At 72.6% G+C, this 24,402-nt stretch carries 17 protein-coding genes; 6 read left to right on the top strand and 11 right to left on the bottom strand.

The window, feature by feature from the left end; translation table 11 throughout:
• Window positions 1-190 precede the first annotated feature (190 nt).
• Window positions 191-727, top strand: a complete 537-nt coding sequence (locus ACWD01_RS01295) for an HNH endonuclease (RefSeq protein WP_451157343.1) — start codon at window positions 191-193, stop codon at window positions 725-727.
• A gap of 579 nt (window positions 728-1,306) precedes the next feature.
• Here ACWD01_RS01295 and ACWD01_RS01290 read toward each other — a convergent pair.
• Complete coding sequence (locus ACWD01_RS01290) at window positions 1,307-4,258, bottom strand: beta-N-acetylglucosaminidase domain-containing protein (protein WP_451156829.1); 2,952 nt, start codon at window positions 4,256-4,258, stop codon at window positions 1,307-1,309.
• A gap of 242 nt (window positions 4,259-4,500) precedes the next feature.
• Here ACWD01_RS01290 and ACWD01_RS01285 point away from each other — a divergent pair, with 242 nt between their 5' ends.
• From ACWD01_RS01285 to ACWD01_RS01265, 5 genes are all read left to right on the top strand, one after another.
• A complete protein-coding gene (locus ACWD01_RS01285; RefSeq protein WP_451156827.1) occupies window positions 4,501-4,782 on the top strand; it encodes a hypothetical protein in 282 nt (93 codons plus the stop codon).
• 9 nt (window positions 4,783-4,791) lie between these two features.
• Window positions 4,792-7,053, top strand: coding sequence for a 4-alpha-glucanotransferase (gene malQ / locus ACWD01_RS01280; RefSeq protein ID WP_451156825.1), 2,262 nt, complete (start codon window positions 4,792-4,794; stop codon window positions 7,051-7,053).
• A 21-nt stretch (window positions 7,054-7,074) separates the two neighbouring features.
• Window positions 7,075-7,305 (top strand): hypothetical protein, encoded by a 231-nt coding sequence (locus tag ACWD01_RS01275; RefSeq protein ID WP_451156823.1) that lies wholly within the window; start codon window positions 7,075-7,077, stop codon window positions 7,303-7,305.
• 206 nt (window positions 7,306-7,511) lie between these two features.
• On the top strand, window positions 7,512-8,486 hold the full coding sequence (locus ACWD01_RS01270) for a DMT family transporter (RefSeq protein ID WP_451156821.1): 975 nt from the start codon (window positions 7,512-7,514) through the stop codon (window positions 8,484-8,486).
• A gap of 10 nt (window positions 8,487-8,496) precedes the next feature.
• Window positions 8,497-9,402, top strand: coding sequence for a LysR family transcriptional regulator (locus ACWD01_RS01265; RefSeq protein ID WP_451156819.1), 906 nt, complete (start codon window positions 8,497-8,499; stop codon window positions 9,400-9,402).
• Between the two features lie 27 nt (window positions 9,403-9,429).
• Here ACWD01_RS01265 and ACWD01_RS01260 read toward each other — a convergent pair whose 3' ends face one another.
• The 10 genes from ACWD01_RS01260 to ACWD01_RS01215 all read right to left on the bottom strand — a co-directional run bounded on the left by ACWD01_RS01260 (window position 9,430) and on the right by ACWD01_RS01215 (window position 24,357).
• Complete coding sequence (locus ACWD01_RS01260) at window positions 9,430-10,773, bottom strand: cytochrome P450 (protein ID WP_451156817.1); 1,344 nt, start codon at window positions 10,771-10,773, stop codon at window positions 9,430-9,432.
• Window positions 10,774-10,789: 16 nt separating this feature from the next.
• Window positions 10,790-11,887 (bottom strand): selina-4(15),7(11)-diene synthase, encoded by a 1,098-nt coding sequence (locus tag ACWD01_RS01255; RefSeq protein WP_451156815.1) that lies wholly within the window; start codon window positions 11,885-11,887, stop codon window positions 10,790-10,792.
• A 155-nt stretch (window positions 11,888-12,042) separates the two neighbouring features.
• Entirely contained in the window at window positions 12,043-13,476 is a 1,434-nt protein-coding gene (locus ACWD01_RS01250; protein ID WP_451156813.1) for a cytochrome P450, read from the bottom strand.
• Window positions 13,473-14,093, bottom strand: coding sequence for a GTP-binding protein (locus ACWD01_RS01245; protein ID WP_356889762.1), 621 nt, complete (start codon window positions 14,091-14,093; stop codon window positions 13,473-13,475). Before ACWD01_RS01245 ends, ACWD01_RS01250 begins: the two co-directional genes overlap by 4 nt.
• A complete protein-coding gene (locus tag ACWD01_RS01240; RefSeq protein ID WP_451156811.1) occupies window positions 14,074-14,433 on the bottom strand; it encodes a DUF742 domain-containing protein in 360 nt (119 codons plus the stop codon). The genes ACWD01_RS01245 and ACWD01_RS01240 overlap by 20 nt, the downstream gene beginning before the upstream one ends.
• Window positions 14,430-14,846, bottom strand: a complete 417-nt coding sequence (locus ACWD01_RS01235; protein WP_356889766.1) for a roadblock/LC7 domain-containing protein — start codon at window positions 14,844-14,846, stop codon at window positions 14,430-14,432. Before ACWD01_RS01235 ends, ACWD01_RS01240 begins: the two co-directional genes overlap by 4 nt.
• The gene (locus ACWD01_RS01230; RefSeq protein WP_451156809.1) at window positions 14,843-16,339 is read right to left on the bottom strand and encodes a sensor histidine kinase; all 1,497 of its coding nucleotides are present in this window, start codon (window positions 16,337-16,339) and stop codon (window positions 14,843-14,845) included. The genes ACWD01_RS01235 and ACWD01_RS01230 overlap by 4 nt, the downstream gene beginning before the upstream one ends.
• A gap of 746 nt (window positions 16,340-17,085) precedes the next feature.
• Window positions 17,086-19,656: an aminopeptidase N gene (gene pepN / locus ACWD01_RS01225; RefSeq protein WP_451156807.1), complete on the bottom strand. Its 2,571-nt coding sequence runs from the start codon at window positions 19,654-19,656 to the stop codon at window positions 17,086-17,088.
• A gap of 162 nt (window positions 19,657-19,818) precedes the next feature.
• A complete protein-coding gene (locus ACWD01_RS01220; protein ID WP_451156805.1) occupies window positions 19,819-20,847 on the bottom strand; it encodes an aspartate-semialdehyde dehydrogenase in 1,029 nt (342 codons plus the stop codon).
• Between the two features lie 189 nt (window positions 20,848-21,036).
• Entirely contained in the window at window positions 21,037-24,357 is a 3,321-nt protein-coding gene (locus tag ACWD01_RS01215; protein ID WP_451156803.1) for a S8 family serine peptidase, read from the bottom strand.
• Window positions 24,358-24,402 lie beyond the last annotated feature (45 nt).

Genomic DNA, 24,402 nt, shown 5'->3' with positions numbered 1-24,402 from the left:
GGCGTCTTCCGGACGCGAGAGACGCGGCTCACCACCGCCGGTTTCAAGGGGGCGCGTCACCCTTGTGGCGGAAAACACCTCGAGCCCGTTACGCATACGTGGTGGCGCAGAAAGCGGCGATGAGTAGAAACTGATGGCAGATCGTCCCGGCGCGAGCCACGCGCCGCCGGCGTACAAGGAGGCATCCACCGTGCCGCACGTCCTGGTCCTCAACGCGTCGTACGAGCCCCTCGGCGTCGTACCGCTCCGCCGCGCGCTCGTCCTCGTACTGGAGAACAAGGCTCTCTGCCTCGAGGAGTCCGGCGCCTTCCTGCATAGTGAGACCCGCGTCATCGCCGCGCCCAGCGTCGTGCGACTCAAACGTTTCGTGCGGGTCCCCTATCGGGGGCCCGTTCCTCTTACCCGCAAAGCGCTCTTCGCCCGCGACGGCGGGCGCTGTATGTACTGCGGTGGCATCGCAACCAGCGTCGACCACGTAGTCCCGCGCAGCCGCGGAGGGCAGCACGCCTGGGACAACGTGGTCGCCGCGTGCCGCCGCTGCAACCACGTCAAGGCCGACCGTCACCTGCGGGAACTCGGCTGGCGCCTGCGCCACCAGCCGGCCCCGCCGAGCGGGCTCGCCTGGCGCATCATCGGCACGGGGCACCGGGACCCGCGGTGGCTGCCGTACCTCCAGCCGTACGGGGCGGACGACGCGATCACCCGCATCGACGGCATCTCGGCGTGACGGGCCCGCCGGGCGGCGGAGTCCAACCGGGGTGCGTCGGTGGGCGACCGGGTCCGGTCCGCGCTCCGCGCGGTGGCCTCAATCTCCCCCTACGGCCTGGCGGCCGTGGGTGGTGCCCCAGGCCGGGCTGACAATGCCGCTGCGCGGCAAACAGCCCGCCGGCCGGGCCGGCTTTCGCTCCGCACAGCCGGCTGCGCCGGCCCGGGGAGCCGGCCAGGACGGGTACCCAGCCCCGCCGGTGTTGAGCGGCCGGAGTCTGGACCCAGGGGCCCCGTCAGGACGGGTGCCCAAGCCCCCGGCGTCTGAGGCGGGCGGCCGGTGGCCGGGCGTGTCCGTCAGGACGGGCAACGTCAGCCTCGCCGGCGATTGAGGCGTGGGGACCGGGAACGGGGCGAGCCCGGCCAGGGCAGGCGCCCCCAACCTCGCCGGCGTTTGAGGCGCGGGGTTCGGGGCGGAGCCCCGATGTGACCGGCAAGTTCCAGCCTCGCCGACGACAGACGCGCGGGGCCCAGAAACCGGGCGAGCCCGTCAGGACCGGCACCCCAGCCCCCGGCGATAGACGCGCGGAGCCCCCGCACGTCAGGCCGGTGGGGCCACCCCGTACGCCTCGACCGAGAACAGCGAGTACCCGAACTCCGTCGCCCGCTCGTCCCCCTGTATCCGGATGAACCGCGTGTCCTTCGCGTCCATGCCGACCGACTCGCGGCCGCCCCTGCCGTCCGTGACCGTTGCCGCCGTGCGCCAGACCTTGCCGTCGGCGGAGACCTGGACCCGGTAGCGCGTCGCGTACGCCTCCTGCCAGTGGAGTCGGACCTGGCCGACCCGGGCCGGGCGGGGGAGTTCGACCTGCCACCAGGCGCTCGGGCCGGTCGGGGACGACCAGCGGCTGCCGGCGTCGCCGTCGATCGCGGCGGCTGCCGGGAAGTCGGGCGTCTCGTCGCCGGACGAGGACGCCCGCGCGCCCGCCTGCCGCGCCAGGTCGCCGCCCGCGGTCGGCGGGACGGCGCGCACGGTCAGCGTGCGCTCCTGGCCGGCGAAGGTGAACGGCACCCGGTACTCGCCCGCGGGCGTGTCCTTGGGCACGGTGACCTCGACGGGCACCGTGGTGCGCTGCCCCCGCGGCACCGTCGTCCGCTCGGGGAGGGTGACCTTGATGCCCGCCGGCGCCTTCGCGGTGAGCTCGCCGCGGACCTCCCCGGGCCGCTGCGCGGTCAGCCGGACCCCGGCGGGCTGCGGCTTGCCGCCGATCTCGGCGTCGGTCGTCTCGCGGACCAGGTCCAGCCCGGCCGCCGGTTCGTCCGCGAACCACGGCACCAGGGAGCGCACGGCCGGCGGGTCGCCGCCCGCCGTGACGCGTACGGCGTCCACCCGCAGCCCCTCGGCGTCGGCCTGCGTCCAGCCGCCCGCCGACAGCGGTCCGAGCGAACGCCACCCCTCGCCCGGCACGTGCACCTCCAGCCGGCCCGCCGACTCGGCGGACCGGGAGGAGCCGCTGACGGGCGCGGTCATCGCGGTGACGGCGGTGAGCGGCCGGGGCCGCTCCAGGCGTACGACGTCCTCTCCGGGCCTGCCGGCCGCCGCCTGGGCGGCGCCCGTCCAGGCCTGCGACTCCTTCACGGCCCGGTCCAGGAACGGCGCCAGCACGCCCTTGCCGACCGTGGCCCGGCCGGCGGCGGCCTCGGCGCGCAGCGGCTCCAGGGCCAGCGAGGCGCGCCACGCGGCCTCGCCGTCGCCGCGGCTCTGCGCCTGGAGCATGTCGACCGCCAGCTCGCCGGAGCGTCCGTAACGGGCCAACTGGGCGAGCCACGGCCGTACTTCCGCCGCCAGCCGGCCGTCCGCGGTGTCCGCCAGCCGGTCCGGCGCCTGGCGCATCACCGTGAAGGCGGCGCGCAGGGCGGCCGCGGCACGGTCCCGCTCCTTGGCGTCGGACGCGGTACGGGAGCGCCAGAACCTGTCCAGCAGCGGCCGCAGGTACGCCGACTCCTCGTCGGGGCTCAGGATCGACGACGCGTCGTTGCCCGCGAGGGCGTGCAGCGCCTCCCGGACGTCCGCGTCGCCGCCGGACAGGTCGTCCAGCGCGGCCTGCCAGGACGGCTCGGGCCGGTAACCCTTCGGGTTCCAGGCGTAGTCGGCGGCGGTGAACAGCGGGATACGGGAGGCCGTGGCCTGCTCCATCGCGTTGGCGAGCAGCGCGGCGGAACCGGTGGCCACGGCGGGCTCCCGGCCGGTGTACGGGCCGAGGAATATCCGGTCCTGCGCGTAGTCGTTGACCGGATAGTTGTCCATGGTGACCAGCGGATGCTCGAAGGCGTCCCGCGCGCCCGCCAGTTCGCGGCCGGTGATGGTGCGCGGCACCACGCCGACGCCGGTCCAGGCCACGCTGACGCCGCCGTCCAACTGCTCGGCGAGCGCGCGCCGGTAGTCGGTGGCGCCCTCCTGGTAGAACTCGGTCGGCATCACCGACAGCGGCTCCGCCTCCGGGTGCCGCTCCGCCAGATGGCGTGCCACCACGCCCGCGACCCGCGCGTGCGCCCGCGCCGCCGCCCGAGGGCCGGACCCGAAGGTCTCCGCGTCCTTGGAGCAGTGCCACTCGCTGTAGCTGACGTCCTGGAACTGCAGCTGGAAGGCGCGGAAACCGAGCGCCCACATGGCGTCGATCTTCCGGGTGAGCGCCTTCATGTCCGCGTCGTCGGCCAGGCACATCGACTGCGCGGGCGCGACGGCCCAGGCGAGGGTGACGTGGTTGCGGCGCGCCCGTTCGGCCAGTTCGCGGAACTCGGTCCGCTGGGCCGCCGGATACGGGTCGCGCCAGCGGGCCTGCCGGAACGGGTCGTCGCCGGGGGCGTAGAGATAGCGGTTCTGCTTGGTGCGGCCCATGAAGTCGAGCTGCGACAGTCGCTGTTCGCGGTTCCAGGGCTGGCCGTAGAACCCCTCCGTGGTGCCGCGCACGGCGGTCCCGGGCCAGTCGCGGACGACGACGCCCGCGACGGTCCCCCGGTCGATGAGCTGGCGCAGGGTCTGCACCCCGTGGAAGAGGCCGTCGTCCCCGACGCCGTCGAGGGCGACGGTGTCGCGGCCCGCGACGCGGCCGACGGCGAGCCGGTAGCCGCCGGAGGGAAGGTCGGCGCGCTCCGGCGCGCGCAGGGCGCGCAGCGCCGACGCGGCCTCGCCGCCGCCGAGGTGCACCACGGGGCCGCGTCCCGGCAGCGCGGTGTGCACGGTCCGCACGCCCGCGGCGTGCAGCAGCTCCGTCAGCAGCGCGGCCGCGTACGGGTCGGCGGAGGGTCCGGCGGCGACGGTCACCTCGTCGCCGAGCCGTACCGCCTCTCCCTGGGCGCGCAGCGACTGCGGACGCGGCCACACCGCCGGGGGCGCGGCGGAGCCCTGAGGGTCCTGCGCGGCGCCTGCGGGGGAGCCGGGCTCCTGCGGCTGGAGGGTCGCGCCGTGTGCCGCTCCCGCCCCGCCGAGCAGGCCGCCGATGACGGCCACGGCGACGGCTGCCGCTGTACGTCTCCTGGCCCCGAGCCGCACGGCTCTCTCCCCTCGTCGCGCCACTGCCGTTCCGGTCGGCCCGAGCCCACCACCACCACCGTCGGAGTGTCAATGCGCGTGGCCGTTGTGGGCGTTTTGCCGGATGTGGTGAATGATCGGAGACAACTGCCGGACGGGGAGCGGAATGTGACACGGAACACGTCGGCCGATCGGGTACGTCTGCGGTTCCGCCCGCTGGGTAGGGCTGCTGTGACCTCTCATGTCTGCTTGGAGTGATTACCGTGGCCGCATCCGCGCACCTGCTGCTCTCCGCCCTGTCCAAACAGGTTCCGGGACAGCTTCCTGGCCCGTCGAAACCGGCACCGAGCGCCTGCCCGCTCGACCACGAGGTGCCGCTCACCAGCGAGCCGTCGCTCGCCTATGACGTCCCTCTCACGAGCGAGCCGCCGCTCGCTCACGCCGCCCCTCTCACCAGCGAGCCCCCGCTCGCCGACATCGCGCCCCTCACGAGTGAGCCGACCGCCCACGGAACGGCAGGCGGTGCGGAGTCGCCAGGGGCCTAAGGAGTCCGCATGGGCCTTGCCCGGCTTGCCGAGCTGCACGGAGTCGCCACCGCGTTCTCGCCCGCCAGGGGCGTCACCGCCGCAGTCCCGGATGCCACCGTCGTGGCCGTTCTCGCCGCGCTGGACATCGACGCGTCCACGCCGGAGGCGGTACGCGCCGCGCTGGAGCGCGCCGAGCGGGCCGCCGCGGAGCGGCTGCTGCCGCCGACGGTGGTCGTATGGCGGGGCCCCGACGGCGGACGGCCGGCGATCCCGCCGGCCCTGACCGGCCTTCCCGCCGGCACCAGGCTCCGTCTGACCATGGAGTCGGGCCAGGAACTCGACTGGACGGCCCTCACATCCCCGGACACGGCTCCCGCGCCCTCGGACACGGCCCCGGCCCGTCCACCGGCCGGACGGGACCGGACGGCCGCGACGACCCCTTCTCCACCGGGTGCCGCCGCCCCGGCCGGCCAGGACCGGACCGCGCGAGGAGCCGGGCCCGGTGACGGCGCGGGCACCGCGCCGTGGCGGCAACTGCCGCTGGGTGTGCACCGGTTGCACGCCGAGGCGCCGGACGGGCGCTCCGCCTCCGTCACCCTCGTCGTCGCCCCGGACCGCGCGCCGGTCCCGGAAGGGCGTTCGCACGGCTTCCTGGTGCAGCTCTACTCGCTCCTGACCGCCCGCTCCTGGGGCATGGGCGATCTCGCCGACCTCGCGGAGCTCGCCGCCTGGTCCGGGCGCTCCCTCGGCGCGTCCTTCGTCCAGGTGAATCCGTTGCACGCGGGAGTGCCGGGCGCCCCCACCGATCCGTCCCCGTACCGCCCTTCCTCCCGGCGCTTCCCCGACCCCGTCCATCTGCGCGTCGAGGACGTCCCCGAGTACGTGTACGCGGACCCGGCGGCCCGGCAGCGTCTGGAGGAGCTGCGCGACAAGGCGGCCGAGCTGCGTGAGTCGGTGCTCGCCAAGGGGGCGTTGATCGACCGGGACGCCGTCTGGGAGCTCAAGCGGGAGGCGCTGGAGATCCTGCACCGCGTCCCCCTCGGGCCCGGGCGTCACGCCGCCTACTGCGCCTTCCTCGCCGAACAGGGCCGGGCGCTGGAGGACCACGCCACCTGGTGCGCGCTCGCCGAGGTGCACGGCCCCCAGTGGCACGACTGGCCGGCCGCGCTGCGCGACCCCCGCTCACCGCTCACCGCCGCGGCCAGGACCGAGCTGACCGACCGGGTCGACTTCCACAGCCGGCTGGTCTGGCTGACCGACGAGCAGCTCGCCGCCGCCGGCCGCGCGGCGAGCGGGGCCGGCATGGAGATCGGGATCGTCCACGACCTCGCGGTCGGGGTGCACCCCGGCGGCGCCGACGCCTGGGCGCAGCAGGACGCGTTCGCCGCGGGGATGTCGGTGGGCGCCCCGCCCGACGCGTTCAACGCCCACGGCCAGGACTGGGGCCTGCCGCCCTGGCGGCCCGACGCTCTGGCCGCGTCGGGCTTCGCCCCGTACCGGGGCCTGCTGCGAGGCATCCTGCGGAACGCGGGCGCGCTGCGCATCGACCACGTGATGGGCCTGTTCCGGCTCTGGTGGGTGCCGGCCGGCAGCCCGCCCACCGAGGGCGCCTACGTCCGGTACGACGCGGAGGCGATGCTCGCGGTGCTCGTCCTGGAGGCGCACCGCGCCGGCGCCGTCGTCGTGGGCGAGGACCTGGGCACCGTGGAGCCCGGCGTACGGGAGGCCCTCTCCCGGCGGGGCGTGCTCGGCACCTCCGTGCTCTGGTTCGAACGGGACTGGGACCGCGACGGGCGCCCGCTGCCGCCCGGGAAGTGGCGCGAGGGCTGCGTCGCCACCGCCACCACGCACGACCTGCCCTCCACGGCGGCCCGGCTGACCGGCGGCCATGTGGAGCTGCGCCACCGGCTCGGCCTGCTGGCCCGCCCCCTGGAGGAGGAGCGCACCGAGGACGCGGCCGACGTGACCGAGTGGCTGGGCCTGCTCGGCGGCCTCGGCCTGCTCCCCGAGGGCCCGGACGACGAGGAGGGCGCGATCCGGGCCGTGTACCGCTACCTGCTGCGCACCCCGGCCCGGATGGTCGGCATCTGGCTGCCGGACGCCGTGGGTGACCGCCGCCCGCAGAACCTGCCGGGCACCTGGGACCAGTACCCGAACTGGCGGCTGCCCGTGTCCGACGCCGAGGGACGCCCGACGAGTCTGGAGGAGCTGGCCGCCTCGCCGCGGCTGCACCGCCTGCTGGAGGTCTTCACCTCCCGTACGGCACCCCCGGACGCGCGGCTGTCATAGCCGTTCGCTACGTTGGGGACCGTGGACAAGAAGAACGCCTTGCGCGCCGGCGCCGTCGCGGCCGGTACGACGCTGATGATGCTGCTCATGTCGTCCCCGGCCCTCGCGCTCACCCCGGACGACGGCGACGACCCGGGTCCCGGCCTGAGCGTGGCCGAGACTCTCGGCCTGTACGTGGTGGCGCCGATCGCCCTCTTCGTGCTGATCGCCGGTCTGGTGATGGTGCTCGACAAGTCCAAGAAGCAGAGCTGACACAGGACTGACCCGTCCTGAGGGCGCCCGGGGTGCACATCGCACCCGGGGCGCCTTTGTCATGCCTGCCGAGCGCCGCCGACGGGCGTACCGTTCAGTTCTCCTTCAAAGATCCGTCGAAAACATTCGATGGACCTGATGATTCCTCCCGTGTGACGGTTGATCCGACTGCCGACGAGGCCCACTGAGGGCGGAGGAGACACAGGATGGCCGTGACGACGAAGGCGCGAGACGCGGATCCGACCGAGGAGAGAGGGACGGCACGCTGGGCGCGCGGCGCCGTGGGACCGGGGCTGCTGCTCGCCGCCGTCGCGACCGTCGTCTGGTCGGGGAGCTTCGTCACCTCCCGTGCGCTGCACGACTCGGTGCCGCCGGTGCAGGCGGCGTTCTGGCGCTGGATCGTCGCGATCGCCGCCGTCGCCCCCTTCGCCCTGCGGCAGACCTGGCGGCAGCGGGCACTGATCCGCCGCCATCTCGGCTTTCTGGCCGTCGCCTCCCTCCTCGGCGTCACCGTCTACAACACCCTCGTCAACCAGGCCGGCCTCACCACCTCCGCGGGCAACATGGGCATGATCATGGCCGCCTCGCCCGTCGTGATGGCGGCGTACGAGCGCCTGGGCGGCGCCCGGCTCGGGATGCGCCGTACGTTCGGAACGGCCGTCGCCTGCTGTGGCGTCCTGCTCCTCGTCGGCGACGGCTCGCCGACGGTCGACTTCGCCCCCGGCGACCTGTGGATGTTCGGCGCCGCCCTCAGCTTCGCCTCGTACAGCGCGCTGCTGCGCCGCCGCCCGGCCGGACTCGGGGGACCGGTCCTGCTGTTCACCACGTTCCTGCTCGGGGCATTGATGCTGCTGCCCGCGCAGCTGGTGAGCGTGGCCGTGCAGGGCGGCTTCCCGGCGACGGCCGGCACCGTCGGACCGCTGGTGTACGTCGGCGTGTTCTCCTCGGCGCTCGCGTTCTTCGCCTGGAACAGGGCGATCGCCCTGATCGGCGCGGCCAGGGCGGGCATCGTGTACTACCTGCAGCCCGTCTGTGTCGCGCTGCTCTCCTACGCGCTGCTGGGCGAGACGACGGGCGCCGTCCAGGTCGGGTGCATGGCGCTGATCCTGGGCGGGGTGGCCCTGGCGTCGGTCCAGCGGGGCGGGGACCTGCCGACGCCGCGCGGGGGGCCGGCCGGATAGCGTGCGGCGCATGACCGACTGGGACATCAAGAAGCTCCGGATCCTGCGTGCGCTCGGCGAGCACGGGACCGTGACGGCAGCGGCCGAGGCGCTGCTGATGACCCCGTCGGCCGTCTCCCAGCAGCTCTCCAACCTGGCCAGGCAGCTCGGCGTGCCGCTGCTGGAGTCCCATGGACGGCGGGTGCGGCTCACGGACGCGGCGCATCTGGTGCTGCGGCACGCGGAGGCCGTGTTCGCCCAACTGGAGCGCGCCGAGGCCGAACTGGCGCAGTACGTCGGCGGGGAGACCGGCCTGGTGCGGGTCGGGGCGTTCTCGACGGCCGTGCCCGCGCTCGTCGTACCGGCCCTGCGGCGGCTGCGGGAGGGCCACCCGGGGCTCGACGTCCGCATCCGGGAGGCGGAGGCCGCGGAGGCGTACGAACTGCTGGCGTCGGGCCGGGTGGACCTGGCCCTGTCGCTCGCCGCGCACGCCCCGACGGCCCGCGATCCGCGGTTCGCCCTGGTGCCGCTGCTGGCCGACCCGCTGGACGTGGCGCTGCCCGCCGGTCACCGGCTGGCCCGCTCCCCGGAGTTGCGGCTGGCCGACCTGTCCGGCGAGCCGTGGATCTTCGGCGGCAGCGGGCCGTGGTCCGAGATCACCCGCACGGCCTGCGAAGCGGCCGGTTTCGTGCCCGAGCAGGCGCACTCCGCCGCGGGCTGGGCGGCGATCCTGGCGATGGTGGAGGCCGGGATGGGGGTGGCGCTGGTGCCCCGGATGGCGGCCGAGCGGCGCTCCGGAGTGGTGATGTGCGCCCTGGGGGCCGACCGGCCCCGCCGCCATGTGCTGGCGGCGGTCCGGCGCGGCTCGGAGTCGGCTCCCGGAGTCTCCAGGGTGCTGGCCGCCCTGCGGGAGGAGGCGGCGGAGCGGGCGGGGTGATGCCGCGGTGCGGGGCGCGGCGGGCGGTCAGGAGTCCCGGGGCAGCACTCGCATCGGCACCCAGTCCGGGTGGGGCATCGCCGAAGACGCCGCACGCGGCGTGTGGCCGGGCACGGGGCGCAGCCTCCAGCGGCGCAGGACCGTGGCGAGAACGATGGTCGCCTCCGTCCAGGCGAAGGCGTCCCCGATGCACTTCCTGTTTCCCGCGCCGAACGGAACGTACTCCTCCCGCCCCCGTCCCGCCCACCGCTCCGGCAGGAAGCGGTCCGGGGCGAAGCGGTCCGGTTCGTCGTACAGCTCCGGGTCGCGGTGCATCGCGTAGAGGCTGAAGGCGACCTCGGCCCCGGCGGGCAGGGCGTGGCCGCCGACCTCGACCTCCGCGGTCGTACGGCGCATCAGCAGGGTGACGCCGTACAGCCGAATCGTTTCGTCGAGGACCCGCCTGACACCGGGCAGCCGCGGGATGTCCTGGAGGGTCACCGGCCTGTCGCCGACGACCTCGTCGATCTCCGCGACGAGCTGCTTCTCCGCCTCGGGATTGCCGGCCAGTTCGTGGAAGGCCCAGGCCAGGGTCGAGGCGGTCGTCTCCGTGCCGGCGAAGAGGATCGTACGGAGCTCGTCCCGGACCTCTGTGTTCGTCAGGCCCTCGCCGGTCTCCGCGTCCCGCGCGGCGAGCAGCACCGACAGCAGGTCGGGCCGGTCGGTCCGGCCGGACTCACGGGTGCGGGCGATGACCTCGTCGATGACCTGGCTCATGCTCGCCGAAGCGATGCCGAACTCGCGGTTGGCCCGGATCGGCAGCCGGTCCAGGAGTTTGGGCGAAGCCGCTCGTATCAGCATGTACTTCAGGACGACGGGCAGGTTCCGGCGCACCGACTCCACCGCCGGCTTGCCGATGTCCTGCGAGAACATCGTCGCCGCCAGTGTCTCGATGGCGTAGTCGACCATCACCTGGTCGACGGCGATCTCCTGGCCGGGCGACCAGGATTCGGCGAGAGCCATGGCGCGGCTGCTCATGATCTCCGCGTAGCCGCCGATGCGCTCGTGGTGGAACGTCGGCTGCATCAGGCGCCGGTGCTTGCGGTGGGTCTCACCGTTCGAGTTCGCCAGGCCGTTGCCGACGAGGGGCCGCACACGGTCGAAGAGCCGGCCCTTCTCGAAGCTGCGGGCGTGCTTCACGGTCACCTCGTGCACCATCCGGGCGCTCGTGGCGACGTACACGGGCATGGTGCCCAGGTCGACCCGGACCAGTTCTCCCTCATGTCGCAGGGACGTCAGAAAGCCGAGCGGGTCGCGCCACAGCTTCAGGGCGTGGCCCAGAAGCGGCAGGCCCCCGGGGGCGCGTGGGACCGACTGCAACTCAACAGACACCGCGGGATCCTTTGCTTCAGGCGGAGTGCCCGGCAGGCACCGGGTGGCGGACCGGCGCTGGTGCTGCGGCGGGAAGGTCCCACCACCAGGCGATCGCGGGGATGTCCAGCGGTTCTTCGCTGTCGTCGGTCGGGATGTCGGTGAACACGGACGGCATGTTCGCCGGGTCTTCCGGGGTGGTGTACCGCACGGAGCTGATGCCCCAGTCCTGGGCGCCGCGGATGAAGCAGCGCAGGCTGTGGAGGTACTGCCGGAGCTGGGGGCTGCCGTGGTCGGCCAGGTGCTCGCTCACTCTTTCGAACAGGCACATCACCCGGTCCCGTTGGGAGATCGCCAGCTCCAGCGCCCGGGTGGGAGTGATGCCGTGCCCCTGCTCGAGCACCCGCAGCGCGTTGAGGTAGTAGCCCGACCCTCTCCGCTCCTTGTGGTGGGAGAGGATGTCGTTGTCCCAGGTGATGACGAAGGACGCCATCTCGGCCACGGCGCGCACCGCCGTGCGGTCGCGCTCATGGGGCTGGAGCTCGTAGCCGTGCCCCATTTCCAGCATGGGAAGCACCACTGAGGTGGCACCGTCGTAGAGGCGCATCAGGGTGTAGTCGTTGAGGTCGGGGACGCTGCCCGCGCGCCGGTGCGCGGCCTCCCACACGACGGAGAAGAAGTACTCGCGCAGGGCGTCCACCCAGCGGGCCGTCTGGCCGGCCGTCGCGTAGCGGTCCACCCGGAGGCGCAGGTCCCGCAGGCCGGCGGCCAGCGGGTCGTCCTCCAGCATCGGCGCCTCGGGGTTCTGCGCCACCCGGATCAGGCGGTGGAGCAGGCCCGCCAGGTCGCCCGGGCGGTGGCCCAGTTCGCCCTCCTCGCAGTGGCCGTCGTCGACGCCGAAGAGCCAGAGGACGAAGTCGGCGAGGAGGGAGACGACCTCCTCGCGGCCCTCGGGAAGTATTCGGGCGGAGAAGGTGCCTATGTCCTGCGTGACCAGTTTGGCGCGCAGTTGCTCGGAACCGATGCGAAACGTTTCCGCCCAGGCCGCCGTCTGGACGTCGATGTCCGCGTGCCGTGGGTGGATCGCCGGCGGGATGGGAGAGAAGAGCGGCGGAACAGTCAACTCGGGCTCCACAGCGGCCTGCCTCTCGAAGCAGGGTGCGTCGGTTCAACGCGTCTGCAACACGCGCCACTTGCACCTCAGAATGATCAACTATCGCGCATAGTACTCAGCCGACCCAGCCGTTCCAACAGGGCGATGTCGCGACAAAACCGGCCAGGTCGGCCTATTTATCGGTCGGAACGGAAGAGTGACCTCCACGTCCCGCCGGGGCGGCGTGCGGGCGGCTGCTCGGGTTCGGCCACCGCGGGGACGGTCGGCACCGTGTCGGGCAGTGGACCGGGCGTGGAGGCGAAGTCCGTCCCCCGCTGCTTCCCGCCGTCGCTCGCCGAGCGGGGCGGTGTGAAGACGACCGGCAGCGCCTCCAGCCGCTTGGACAGCCAGGCCGCCCGCGACCGCAGCTCGTCCTCCGGGACGGCGAGCCGCACGTCCGGGAGCCGGGCCAGCAGCGAGTCGATGCCGGTGTCGGCGATCGCGCGGCCGATCTCCTGCCCCGGACACTCGTGGGGCCCGCTGCAGAAGGAGAGATGGGCGCGATTGCCGTGCAGCGGCGCGGTCACGTCCGGCCGGATCTCCGGATCGGCGTTGCCGGCCTCGAGACCCAGCATCAGGATGTCGCCGGCCTTGATCTGCTGACCGCCGAGCACCGTGTCGCTGATGGCCCATCGGCCGGGGATCGTCGAGAGCGGAGGCTCGTCCCAGAGCACCTGCTCCAGAGCGTCGGGCAGCGTCATGTGCCCGCCGGCGAGATACGCCCGGAAACGGCGGTCGGTCAGCACCATCCGCAGGCTGTTGGCGATCAGATTGACCGTGGTCTCGTTGGCGGCGACGAGCACGAGCCGCAGGTGCGCCATCACCTCGTCGTCGGTCAGGTCCGCCCGGTGGCTCAGCAGCAGGCTCGCGAGATCGTGCCCCGGAGTCACCTTCTTGCGCTCGACCAGGTCCCGCAACTGGTCCACCACGAAGTCGTTGCTGGCCAGAGCCGTCTCCGTGCCCTTCATCAGGTCCAGGGCCGCATCGACCAGCTCGGGCCCGTACTCCTCGGCCATGCCCAGCAGCTGGGTCATCACCAGCATGGGCAGCTTCTCCGCGAACTGGCCGATCAGATCGGCCTGTCCGCCCGCGGCGAAGGAGTCGACCAGCTGGTTCGTGTACCGGATGACGAAGCGCCGGATGCCGCGGCGGTCGAACTGCTCCAGGCTCTCCGTCACCGCGGAACGCAGCCGCCGGTGCTCCTCGCCGTCCACGAAGATGCAGTTCGGCTGCCACTCGACCATGGGGCGCAGCGGCGAGTCCGCGGTGACCCTGCCCTCCGCGAACATCCGCCAGTGCCGCGAGTCGCGGGTGAACCGGGAGGGGGAGCGGGTGACTTCGAGGATCTCCCGGTACCCCAGTACGAGCCACGCCGGCAGGTCGCCGTGCAGCAGTACCGGTGCCACCGGGCCGTGCTCCTCGCGCAGCAGCTCGTACAGGGCGCGTGGGTCCGCCTCCGCCTGCGCGCCGTACAGCCGGCGCAGGGCCTCCGGCGCCATGCCGTGGGCGGGGCAGCCCGGCGGGGGGACGGGGCCGGCCGGACTGGGGGTGGTCGGGCTGGGGGTGGTCATGACGCCTCCTGCGTCGTGGCGAGAGTCTGGAGATAGCGCATCAGCGTCATCAGCACGTCCCGGCTGGAGCCGCGCAGCCGCGCGTCGCACTGCACGATCGGCACCGCCGCCGGCAGGTCCAGCGCGGCGCGCAGCTCCTCCAGCGGATGCTCGGGCGCGTCGGGGAAGGTGTTGACGGCGACCACGAAGGGCACGCCGCGCTCCTCGAGCCGGCCGATCACGTCGAAGCTGACTTCGAGCCGGCGGGTGTCGACGAGCACCACGGCGCCCAGCGCGCCCTCGAACAGGCCGCGCCACAGGAACCAGAAGCGCTCCTGGCCCGGGGTGCCGAACAGATACAGCACCAGCTCCTCGTTGATGCTGATGCGGCCGAAGTCCATCGCGACGGTCGTGGAGGTCTTGCGCTCCACGCCCTGGGTGTCGTCGACGCCGACCCCGGCCTGGGTCATCGTCTCTTCCGTCGTCAGCGGCCGGATCTCGCTCACCGAGCCGACCAGTGTCGTCTTGCCGACGCCGAAACCACCCACGACGACCACCTTGACGGCGGTCGTGGCCGTCCCGGGCAGCACGTCCTCGCTCCTCGGCCCGACGGCCTGTTCAGAGCTTTCGAAGTCCATCGATCACTGCCTCAATCAATGCGCGGTCGGGGAGACGGGCGGCCTGGACCGGTGCGCGGGCCAGCACCTTGTCCTGGGCCAGAAGGTCGCTGAGCAGCACGGTCACGACGCTCACCGGGAGGCCCAGGTAGGCGGAGATCTCGGCCACCGACAGCGGGGCCTGGCAGATGCGGATGATCGCCGCGTGCTCCGGCTGCATGCCGGGCGCGGGACCCGATCTGGCCACGATCAGCGTGACCAGATCGAGCGTGGCGGGCGCGGACGAGCCGCTGCGGCCGCCAGTGATGACGTAGAGCCGCTCGGGACTGCTCTCTTCCCAGTCCCCGCCCGCGTCGCTCACGCGGTCTGCCCGTCGTGCCGCGGCGGCGTGCTCAGATGCTCGCCGATCCGCAGCACGAGGTCCCGCATCCGCTGGCCCATCAGCCCGGCGTCGACTCCCTCGTCGGCCAGCACCGCGAGGTACGCGCCCTCGCCGGCCGCCATCAGATAGAAGAAGCCGCCGTCCATCTCGATGACGACCAGCCGCATCCGCCCGTCGCCCTGCGGGAGTTCGGAGGCCACCGCGGCCGCCAGGCTCTGCAGCCCCGCGCAGGCGGCGGCCAGCCGGTCCGCCGTGTCGGTGTCCGCACCGTACTGGGCCATGCGCAGACCGTCGGCGGACAGGACGACGACGTTACGGGTCTGCGGAACGCCCTCCGCGAGGTCCTTGAGCATCCAGTCCATGTTGGTCTGGTTGGACTGCCGCTGAATCATGGCTGCTTGTTCCCCTTGCTTGGCTGGGTGGTGTCACCGGACAGGCCACTCTGGAACGCGGCCAGCCACATCCCGGGCTGCACCGCCGGTGCGGACGCCGTCCCGGCGGCGGTCGCGGAGTCCGCCTCGCCGGTCTCGGGTGCGGCCTGCGCGGTCGGAGTGACGGTCGCGGCCGGTGCGGCGGGCGCGACCGCGCGGGCCTTGCGGCGCCGCTGCGGCAGACCGGTCGGGGTCCGCTCGGTCACCTCCGGCACGTCGTCGTCGGCCGGGCCCGCCGCCGGGGCCGTCGGGCCCGTGACCGGCCTCGGCAGCCGCTCGTGGGTCTCCGAACCGGCGGCGCGGGGACCCGAGGCGGTGCCGATGCCGTGCGCCAGGCCGGTCGCCGAGGAGACCGTGGTGATCAGGTCCTGCGGTACGACCAGCACGGCCCGCACGCCGCCGTACGCCGACGAGCGCAGCGAGACCTGGAAGCCGTACGCCTGCGACAGCCGGCCGACCACCGCGAGGCCCAGCCGGGGGGTCTCGCCGAGGTCGTTGACATCGATGCCCTGCTGCGCCTGCCGGAGCATTCGCTCGGCCCGCAGACGGGCCTCCTCGCTCATGCTGACGCCGCCGTCCTCGATCTCGATCGCGATCCCGGACTGCACGTCGACCGCGGTCAGATGGACCTTGGTCTGCGGCGGCGAGTAGCGGGTGGCGTTGTCGAGCAGCTCCGACAGCGCGTGGATCAGCGGCTCGACGGCCGTGCCGACGACGGCGACCTCGGAGACCGAGTGCAGCTCCACCCGCTGGTAGTCCAGGATCCGCGACATGGCGCCACGCATCACGCTGTACAGCGGCACCGCCCTGCTCCACTGACGGCCCGGACGGGCGCCGCCGAGCACCGCGATGGAGTCCGCGAGACGGCCGATCAGGGCCGTGCCGTGGTCGATCCGCAGCAGGTCGCCGAAGACGCTGGGGGTCTGGCCGTGCCGGTCCTCCATCTCGCGCAGCTCCTGCGCCTGCTGGTGGACGATGGCCTGCACACGGCGGGCGATGTTCACGAAGGCACGCTGGGCGGACTCGCGCAGATCCTCCTCGGCGCTGACCGCCTCGACGACCGAGCGGAGCACCGCGCGGTGCTCGGCCGGGGCGTCGATCGAGGCGAGCACGTCCTCGGGGAACTCGCCCTTGCGGAGCCGCTCCACCACCTCGGGCAGCAACTCACCGGCGAGACGGCTGGTCTCGGCGGCCTGGCGGGCGAGCGTCGCCTCCTGGTCGGCGACGGTACGGCGCAGCCTGGCCGCCACTCTGCCGCGCCGCACGACCTCGGCGCAGGCGGCGGCGACCGCGGCGACCGCGACCACGCCGATCAGGGCCACGGGGGTGCGGGCCGAAGTCGGGACCAGGAACACGGCCGCGGCCGCGGCCGCGAAGGTCGCCACTACGGGCAGCTGCCAGAGGCGGCCGGCCGGGGGCCGTGGACTTCCCGTCGACGTTCCCTGTCGAACCATCGGCATCCTCAGAATCGAACGTGCAAGATCATAAGACGAACGGGAGCATATCCCGGTTCCTCAGGGCAGTTTGACGGTAGGTCATAAAGTCGCCGTGACGTATACGACTGAAATGGCAATCCGACGCGCCGTGTTCACGGAGTGAACATGAACCCACCGCAGCGGGCCCACGCTGGTGGTATGGGCCGGGGGCCGTGCGGCACCCCACCCCACCTGCGGGGTGCCCTGGGCTCGCCCGCGCACGGTGGTGAACTCCGGGCGGTCCGCCGGCCACGGGGGCGTGCCGGGGCTGCGTCCCCGGCAGCAGGGGTCTGCGCCGCATTCGCGTGTCGGGAAGTTGTGGTCCGGCGACTGGCCGGACGCCCGCTGGTGGCATCGGCCGCCGGGCCGCGGGGCAGGGCGGCACCCGCCCGCCGTCGGGCGTCGGGGGTTGCGGTCCCGCGACGGGTCATGCCCGCACTGGGCGGCATCGGGGGGAGCGCGCGCGTGGGTCCGGGTCCTCGCGGGCTCCGTCCCTTGCCCGGGCGGGCGATCGGTTGCCTGCGCGGCCGTGCGGCATGGCCGCTGCCCCCGGGGCGCGGGCGCGCGGTGGGTTGCCGCGGGCGCGGGCGCGGGCGGGTGCCGGCAGCGGCAAGCCGGCCGGTACCGGGTGTGGGGTGGCCCGGCCCCGGCCGTGGCGGTGACGTGGGGGCCGGGGCTGACCACGCCCGGCCCCGTACTCGACGGGGCCGGGACCGGTCAGGGCGTCAGGCTGCCGCCGCGTCCGCAGACTGGGCGCGGAGGGCGCGTTCGACGCCCGCGCGGGACTCGGAGACGAGGCGGCGCAGAGCCGCGTTCGGCTCGGCGGACTCGAGCCACGCGTCCGTCGCGTCCAGCGTCTCCTGGGAGACGAGCAGCGACGGGTAGAGACCGATCGCCACCTGCTGCGCCATCTCGTGGCTGCGCGACTCCCAGACGTCCTTGACGGCCGCGAAGTACTTGTCCGCGTACGGCGCCAGCAGCTCGCGCTGGTCGGTCTGGACGAAGCCCGCGATCACCGACTCCTGCACGGCGTTCGGGAGCTTGTCGCTCTCGACGACGGAGGCCCACGCCTCCGCCTTCGCCTCCGGGGTCGGGCGCGCGGCCCGCGCGGTCGCCGCGTGGCGCTCGCCCGCGGCGGTCTTGTCCCGCTCGTACTCGCCCGCGATGTCGTCCTCGTCGAAGACGCCGGTCGCGGCGAGCCGCTCCACGAAGGCCCAGCGCAGCTCGGTGTCGACGGCCAGGCCCTCGATCGTCTCGGTGCCGTCCAGCAGCGCCTGGAGCAGGTCGAGCTGCTGCGGCGTGCGTGCCGTCGCGGCGAACGCCCGCGCCCAGGCGAGCTGGTGGTCGCTGCCCGGCGCCGCCGCCCGCAGGTGCGCCAGCGTGGCGTCCGTCCACCGGGTGAGGCCGGCCTCGCGCCACCCGGGTGCCGCGTACAGGTCGAGGGCGAGCTTGACCTGGCGGTGCAGCGACTGGACGACGCCGATGTCGGACTCCTTGCCGATCCCGGACAGGACCAGCGCCAGGTAGTCGCGGGCGGCGAGCTCGCCGTCGCGGGTCATGTCCCACGCGGAGGCCCAGCACAGCGCGCGCGGCAGGGACTCGGTGAAGTCGCCCAGGTGCGCGGTGACGTTGCGCAGGGACTCCTCGTCGAGGCGGACCTTCGCGTACGACAGGTCGTCGTCGTTGAGCAGCACGACCGCCGGACGCGCCGTGCCCACGAGCTGCGGTACGTCCGTCAGCCCGCCGTCGACGTCGAGCTCGATCCGCTCGCGGCGCACCAGCTTGCCGGAGCCGTCCAGGTCGTACAGGCCGATGGCGATCCGGTGCGGGCGGAGCACCGGCTCCCCCTTGGCGCCAGCCGGAAGCGCCGGGGCCTCCTGGCGTACCGCGAAGGCGGTGACGGTGCCGGAGCCGTCCGTGGTGATCTCGGGCCGCAGGATGTTGATACCGGCTGTTTCCAGCCACGCCTTCGACCAGGTCTTCAGGTCCCGGCCGCTGGTCTCCTCCAGCGCGCCGAGCAGGTCGGACAGGCGGGTGTTGCCGTACGCGTGCGCCTTGAAGTACGCCTGCACACCGCGGAAGAACTCGTCCATGCCGACATACGCGACGAGCTGCTTGAGGACCGACGCGCCCTTGGCGTACGTGATGCCGTCGAAGTTCACGAGAACGTCGTCGAGGTCACGGATTTCGGCCATGATCGGGTGCGTCGACGGCAGCTGGTCCTGCCGGTACGCCCACGTCTTCATGGAGTTCGCGAACGTGGTCCACGAGTGCGGCCACTTCGAGCCCGGCGCGTACGCCTGGCACGCGATCGAGGTGTAGGTGGCGAACGACTCGTTCAGCCACAGGTCGTTCCACCACTCCATGGTGACGAGGTCGCCGAACCACATGTGCGCGAGCTCGTGCAGGATCGTCTCCGCCCGCACCTCGTACGCCGCGTCCGTCACCTTCGAACGGAAGACGTACTGGTCGCGGATGGTGACGGCGCCCGCGTTCTCCATCGCGCCGGCGTTGAACTCCGGCACGAAGAGCTGGTCGTACTTGGCGAACGGGTACGCGTAGTCGAACTTCTCCTGGAACCACTCGAAGCCCTGCCGCGTGACGTCGAAGATCGCGTCCGCGTCCAGGAACTCCGCCAGCGACGGGCGGCAGTAGATGCCGAGCGGGACGGACTGGCCGTCCTTCTCGTACGAGCTGTGCACGGCGTGGTACGGACCGACGATCAGTGCCGTGATGTACGTGGAGATCCGCGGCGTCGGCTCGAAGCGCCAGACGTTGCCGTCGGGCTCCGGCGTCGGCGAGTTCGAGACGACCGTCCAGCCCTCGGGGGCCTTCACGGTGAAGGCGAACGTCGCCTTCAGGTCGGGCTGCTCGAAGCTGGCGAAGACCCGCCGCGCGTCCGGCACCTCGAACTGCGTGTACAGATAGGCCTGCTGGTCCACCGGGTCGACGAAGCGGTGCAGCCCCTCGCCGGTGTTGGTGTAGGAGCAGTCGGCGACGACCTTGAGCTCGTTGTCGCCCTCGCGCAGATGCTTCAGCGCGATCCGCGAGTCCCTGAAGACCGCGGCGACGTCCAGCGGCTTGCCGTTCAGTACGACGTCGTGCACGGCCGGTGCGACGAGGTCGATGAACGTCTCCGCGTTCGCCTCCGCGGACGCGAAACGCACTGTGGTCTCGGACCGGTAGGTCCCGCCTTCCTGCGCCCCGGAGAGATCGAGGTCGATCTCGTACGAGTCAACGGTGAGCAGGCGCGCGCGCTGCTGCGCCTCTTCACGGGTCAGGTTTGTGCCAGGCACCCGGTCATCTCCTCGGTATGTGATGGTTGCGGAACATCCTTCCACGCGGGGTACGCCACCCGCCCGGGAGAATTCGCCACGGCTGCCCGCCCCCGCGGGAACCTCGTGAACGCCGCAGGGGGCGGACGCCGCACCGGCGCCCGCCCCCCGTCGCGAGCCTGCTCAGCCGCGCAGCTCCTCCGCGACGAGCTCCGCGATCTGTACGGCGTTCAGCGCCGCGCCCTTGCGCAGGTTGTCGCCCGACAGGAACAGCGCCAGACCGTTGTCCACGGTCTCGTCCACCCGGATGCGGCCCACGTACGAGACGTCCTTGCCGGCCGCCTGCAGCGGCGTCGGGATCTCGGAGAGCTCGACGCCCGGGGCGTCCTTCAGCAGCTCGTAGGCGCGCTCCACGGCCAGCGGGTTCGCGAAGCGGGCGTTGACCTGCAGCGAGTGACCGGAGAACACGGGGACGCGGACACAGGTGCCGGAGACCTTGAGCTCCGGGATCTCGAGGATCTTGCGGGACTCGTTGCGGAGCTTCTGCTCCTCGTCGGTCTCGTGCGAGCCGTCGTCGACGATCGAGCCGGCCAGCGGCAGCACGTTGAAGGCGATCGGGCGCTTGTAGACGCCGGGCTCGGGGAAGGCGACGGCCTCGCCGTCGTGGGTGAGCTCCTTGGCGCGGTCCGCCGCGGCCCTGACCTGGTCGTCCAGCTCCGCGACGCCCGCGAGGCCCGAGCCGGAGACCGCCTGGTAGGTGGTGGCGACCAGCGCGAGCAGGCCCGCTTCCCGGTGCAGCGGCTTGAGGACCGGCATGGCGGCCATCGTGGTGCAGTTCGGGTTGGCGATGATCCCCTTGGGGCGGTCCTTGATCGCGTGCGGGTTGACCTCGGACACCACCAGCGGCACCTCGGGGTCACGGCGCCAGGCGGAGGAGTTGTCGATCACGACCGCGCCCTGGCCCGCCACCTTCTCGGCGAGCGCCCTGGAGGTCGCGCCGCCGGCGGAGAAGATCGCGATGTCCAGGCCGGTGTAGTCGGCGGTGGAGGCGTCCTCGACCGTGATCTCCCGGCCCTCCCACTCGATGGTGGAACCCGCGGACCGGGCCGAGGCGAACAGCCGCAGCTCGTCCACCGGGAACTTCCGTTCGGCAAGGATCTTGCGCATGACCGTGCCGACCTGCCCGGTGGCTCCGACGATTCCGACCTTCACGGGGACTCCTCCGTACGTTCTTGCGGCCCTGTGCCGCTCCATGATGCGTATGTCCGCACTCGGCTTGTCCAATCGGTTGTCCGAGTGGCGGGACATGTGAGACACCTCATGCCGTCTGACCTGCGCGGACAGAAAGAAGGGGCGGGGACCCGTATCGGATCCCCGCCCCCACACTGTGCAGCCGGGGTGCTACTCGGTGACCTTGCCGATCACCACGCTGCCCGCGCCCGCGACGGTGCCGCGGCCGTTCAGCAGCCGGACCTCACCGAAGAACTGACGTCCCTCGGGTGCCGCCCCGCTCACCACGACCTCTGCGCCGACCTGCGCCGACCCGCCGGCCGGGAGCTCGACCGGCTTGGTCGAGTCGACCTTCAGCGTGCCGAGCGCCGAGGAGAAGTACACGTCGCGGTAGTCGAACTCGGTGGTCCCGGCCGGGACCGAGTAACCGTCGACCCTGATCGTGTAGGTGCCGGCGGCCGGCTTGACCAGGCTCACCGCCTCCTCAGAGTCGCCGTCCGCGGCCTGGCCGACGACCACGCCGTCCTTGAGGACGAACAGGTCCAGGTCGGCGCCGTTGTCGGACGTCGAGCCGATCGCCACGTCGAGTCGCTCCACGCCCTCGCCGATGGTGAGCGTGGACTCCTGCTGCTCACGGTGCGCGATCGTCGGACGGGCGACCTTCGCCGAACCGAGCGAGCCGCCGGCCGGCTTGCCGTCGATGGCGGCGAACTGGTTGGTGACGTTCCACTCGACGGCCGTCGGCGTGCCGATCTTGGCCTCGGGGAGCGTCTTGACGGCCGGGTCGAAGGCGGCGCCCAGCACCGTCACGTCCAGCTTGAACGGGTTGTCCAGCAGCGGGGACGTACGGCGCGACTCGACCTCGATCTCCCACACGCCGGGCAGCGGGTTCTCGTAGGACCGGACGTCCGGACGGCAGACGTTCGCCGGGTTCTCGTAGTTCGGGTAGCAGTTGATCGTCGACGTCGGGTCGACCGGCAGACCGTACGGGTGGATGCCGATGAACCGGGTCTGGCTGCCCTCGTCGAGCCCGCCGATCGCGACCTCGAGGTTCTTGGCGCCCTCGGGGACCGTGACGAAGTACGACTTGTGGCTGTTGCGCTGCACCGAGTCGGACTTCGAGACGGTGTATCCGGGCTTCGCGAGCTCGTCGGAGACGACCACGGTGGCCAGGATCTGCTTGTCCACGCCGACGGTGCGGCGGTCGTTCGCCTCGAGGATCGCGCTGTGCACGCCGGCCGTCTTCGGCCGGGCCTGGACGGTGACCGTGACCGGCTGGTTCAGCGGGAGCCTGACCTTGGAGCCGCCGAGCAGTCGGAAGGTGCCGTCGTTGTTCTTCCAGCGCAGCCTGTGCTCGACCGCCCTGTCCGGGCCGGTCGTGCGCGTGACGGTGACGTCGTACGTACGGCTCTTGCCGACCTGCAGACCGCCCTCGCGGTCGTAGAGGCCGGTGCCGAAGCCCGGGGTCTTCAGCGCGAAGTCGATCGAGGTGTCGACCGGCGCCTTGACCGTGTACTCGTGGGCGGTGACGCCGCGCCGGATCTGCTTCCAGGCGTCCACGACGTCGATCAGGCCCGCGCCCTGCTCGTGCGCCGCCACACCGCTGATGCGGTCGGCGGTGCTGGTCAGGGCGGTGCGCAGCTGCGCCGGGGTGAGCTCGATGCCACGCTGCTTCGCCGCGGAGAGCAGCAGCGCGGCCGCACCGGCGGCCTGCGGCGAGGACATCGAGGTGCCCTGCATCATCGAGTAGCCGGGCGGCAGCGCGTAGCCGGCCTCCTTGACCGGTCCGCCGGCCGCCCAGGTCTGGGTGGTGTTGACGGCCGCGCCCGGGGCGGTCAGCGTCGGCGTGAAGCCGCCGTCCTCACGCGGGCCGCGCGAGGAGAAGGGCAGCATCGCGTACTTCTTCTCGACACCGGAGCCGTAGTTGGCGGCCCAGGTCTCCTTGGAGATGGACGCGCCGACGGAGATCACCTTGTCCGCGACGGCCGGGTCGCCGAGGGTGTTGATGCCGGGGCCGGAGTTGCCCGCGGAGATCACCAGCTGGACACCGTAGGTGTCGATGAGCCGGTTGTAGAGCGCGGCGCGCGCGTTGTTGCCGTCGTTCAGCGCCGGCAGACCGCCGATGGACATGTTGACGATGTCCACGCCGCGGTTGATGACCAGGTCGGCCATGCCCTCGGTGAGCGCGACGTTGGTGCAGCCGCCGCTCCAGGTGCAGGCGCGCGAGGAGACTATCTTCGCGCCGGGCGCGGCACCGTTCATCCGGCCGCCGAAGAGGCTGTTGGCGGCGGTGATACCGGCGACGTGCGTGCCGTGCGAGCCCTCGATGACGCCGATGTTGACGTAGTCGGCCGTCGCGCCCGCGCTGTTGTAGACGACGTCGGTGCGGACCTCGATGACGAACGGGATGCGCTCGGCGATCGCGGTCTTCGGGTCGTCCTCGCCGAAGTAGCCCACCTGGAAGCCGTTCTTGTACGGCTTCATCAGGGTGTCGTCGGTGAAGTCGGCGTTGTTGTCCAGGTCGACGCGCGCCGTGCGGGTGCCCTCGTCGTAGAGGACCGCCCAGACGTCGGTGGTGTCGCCGTCCCGGTTCAGGTCGCCCGCCATGTCGCCGCCCTTGGTGGCGGCCTCGGCGAACAGGTTGAAGCGGTAGTCGCCGGCCGGGGCGGTGTAGGTGCGCCCGTTCACGGCGAACGTCGGGCCGGAGACAGCCGTGTTCATCCGCAGCCAGGTGCGGTCGCCGTCGGACACCGGGTCCGTGGCGGTGACCCAGTCGACGATCTTGCGCTCGCCGGTGGTCGTCTTCTGCAGCGCCGGGTGGGCGACGTCGACACCGGAGTCGAGGACTCCGATGGTCACGCCGCGGCCGTCGGCCTTCGGGTTCTTCTTGACGAAGTCCACCGCTCCCGTCTCGAACGACGGGTTGTACGGGTTCTTGGCCGGCGTCCCCTCCCCGGGCGCCGGGTACTGCTCGACCTGGGCCTCGGCAGTCCCTGCGGACGCGACGGTGTCCGCTGCCGGGGTGGGGTCGTCCAGCTTGATCTCGTGCTTGAGGTCGATACCGTGCACGCTGGACAGCTTGGCGGCCGAGTTGAGGGCCGCCTCCGCCTTGTCCGTGGGCAGCGTGGCACTCACATAGCCGAGTTCGTCGAAGGTGCGGCCGACGACTGCGCCCTCGACGGCGTTCAGCCGGTCCGTGACCTGCTCGGTCTTGCCGGGGGCGGTGGCCACCATGACGGTGACGCTCTTCTCGCCCTTGGCCTCGGCCTCAGCCAGCAGTTCCTCGTCGGCCTTGCCGATCTTGTCGGAGGACTTGGCGGCCTTGATCTCCTTGGTGCCCGCCGGGTCGTCGGCGGGCGTGGAGGCGACAGCCGGGGCGACGCCGGCGGCGACGAGCGCGGCCACCATGGAGGCGGCGGCCGCGACGCGCGCCACGCGTCTGTGCCGTGGCGTCGAGCGTCCTGTTGCGGAGCTCTCGGGTTGGGGGGTCATCAGTATCCCTGTTCGTGAAAGAGAGGGTCCGGAATACGGTGCCGG

It is taken from the genome of Streptomyces sp. NPDC002835, assembly GCF_053591995.1.
The sequence above is the reverse complement of the archived record's forward strand: the minus strand, read 5'-3'. Positions and strand labels throughout refer to the sequence as shown.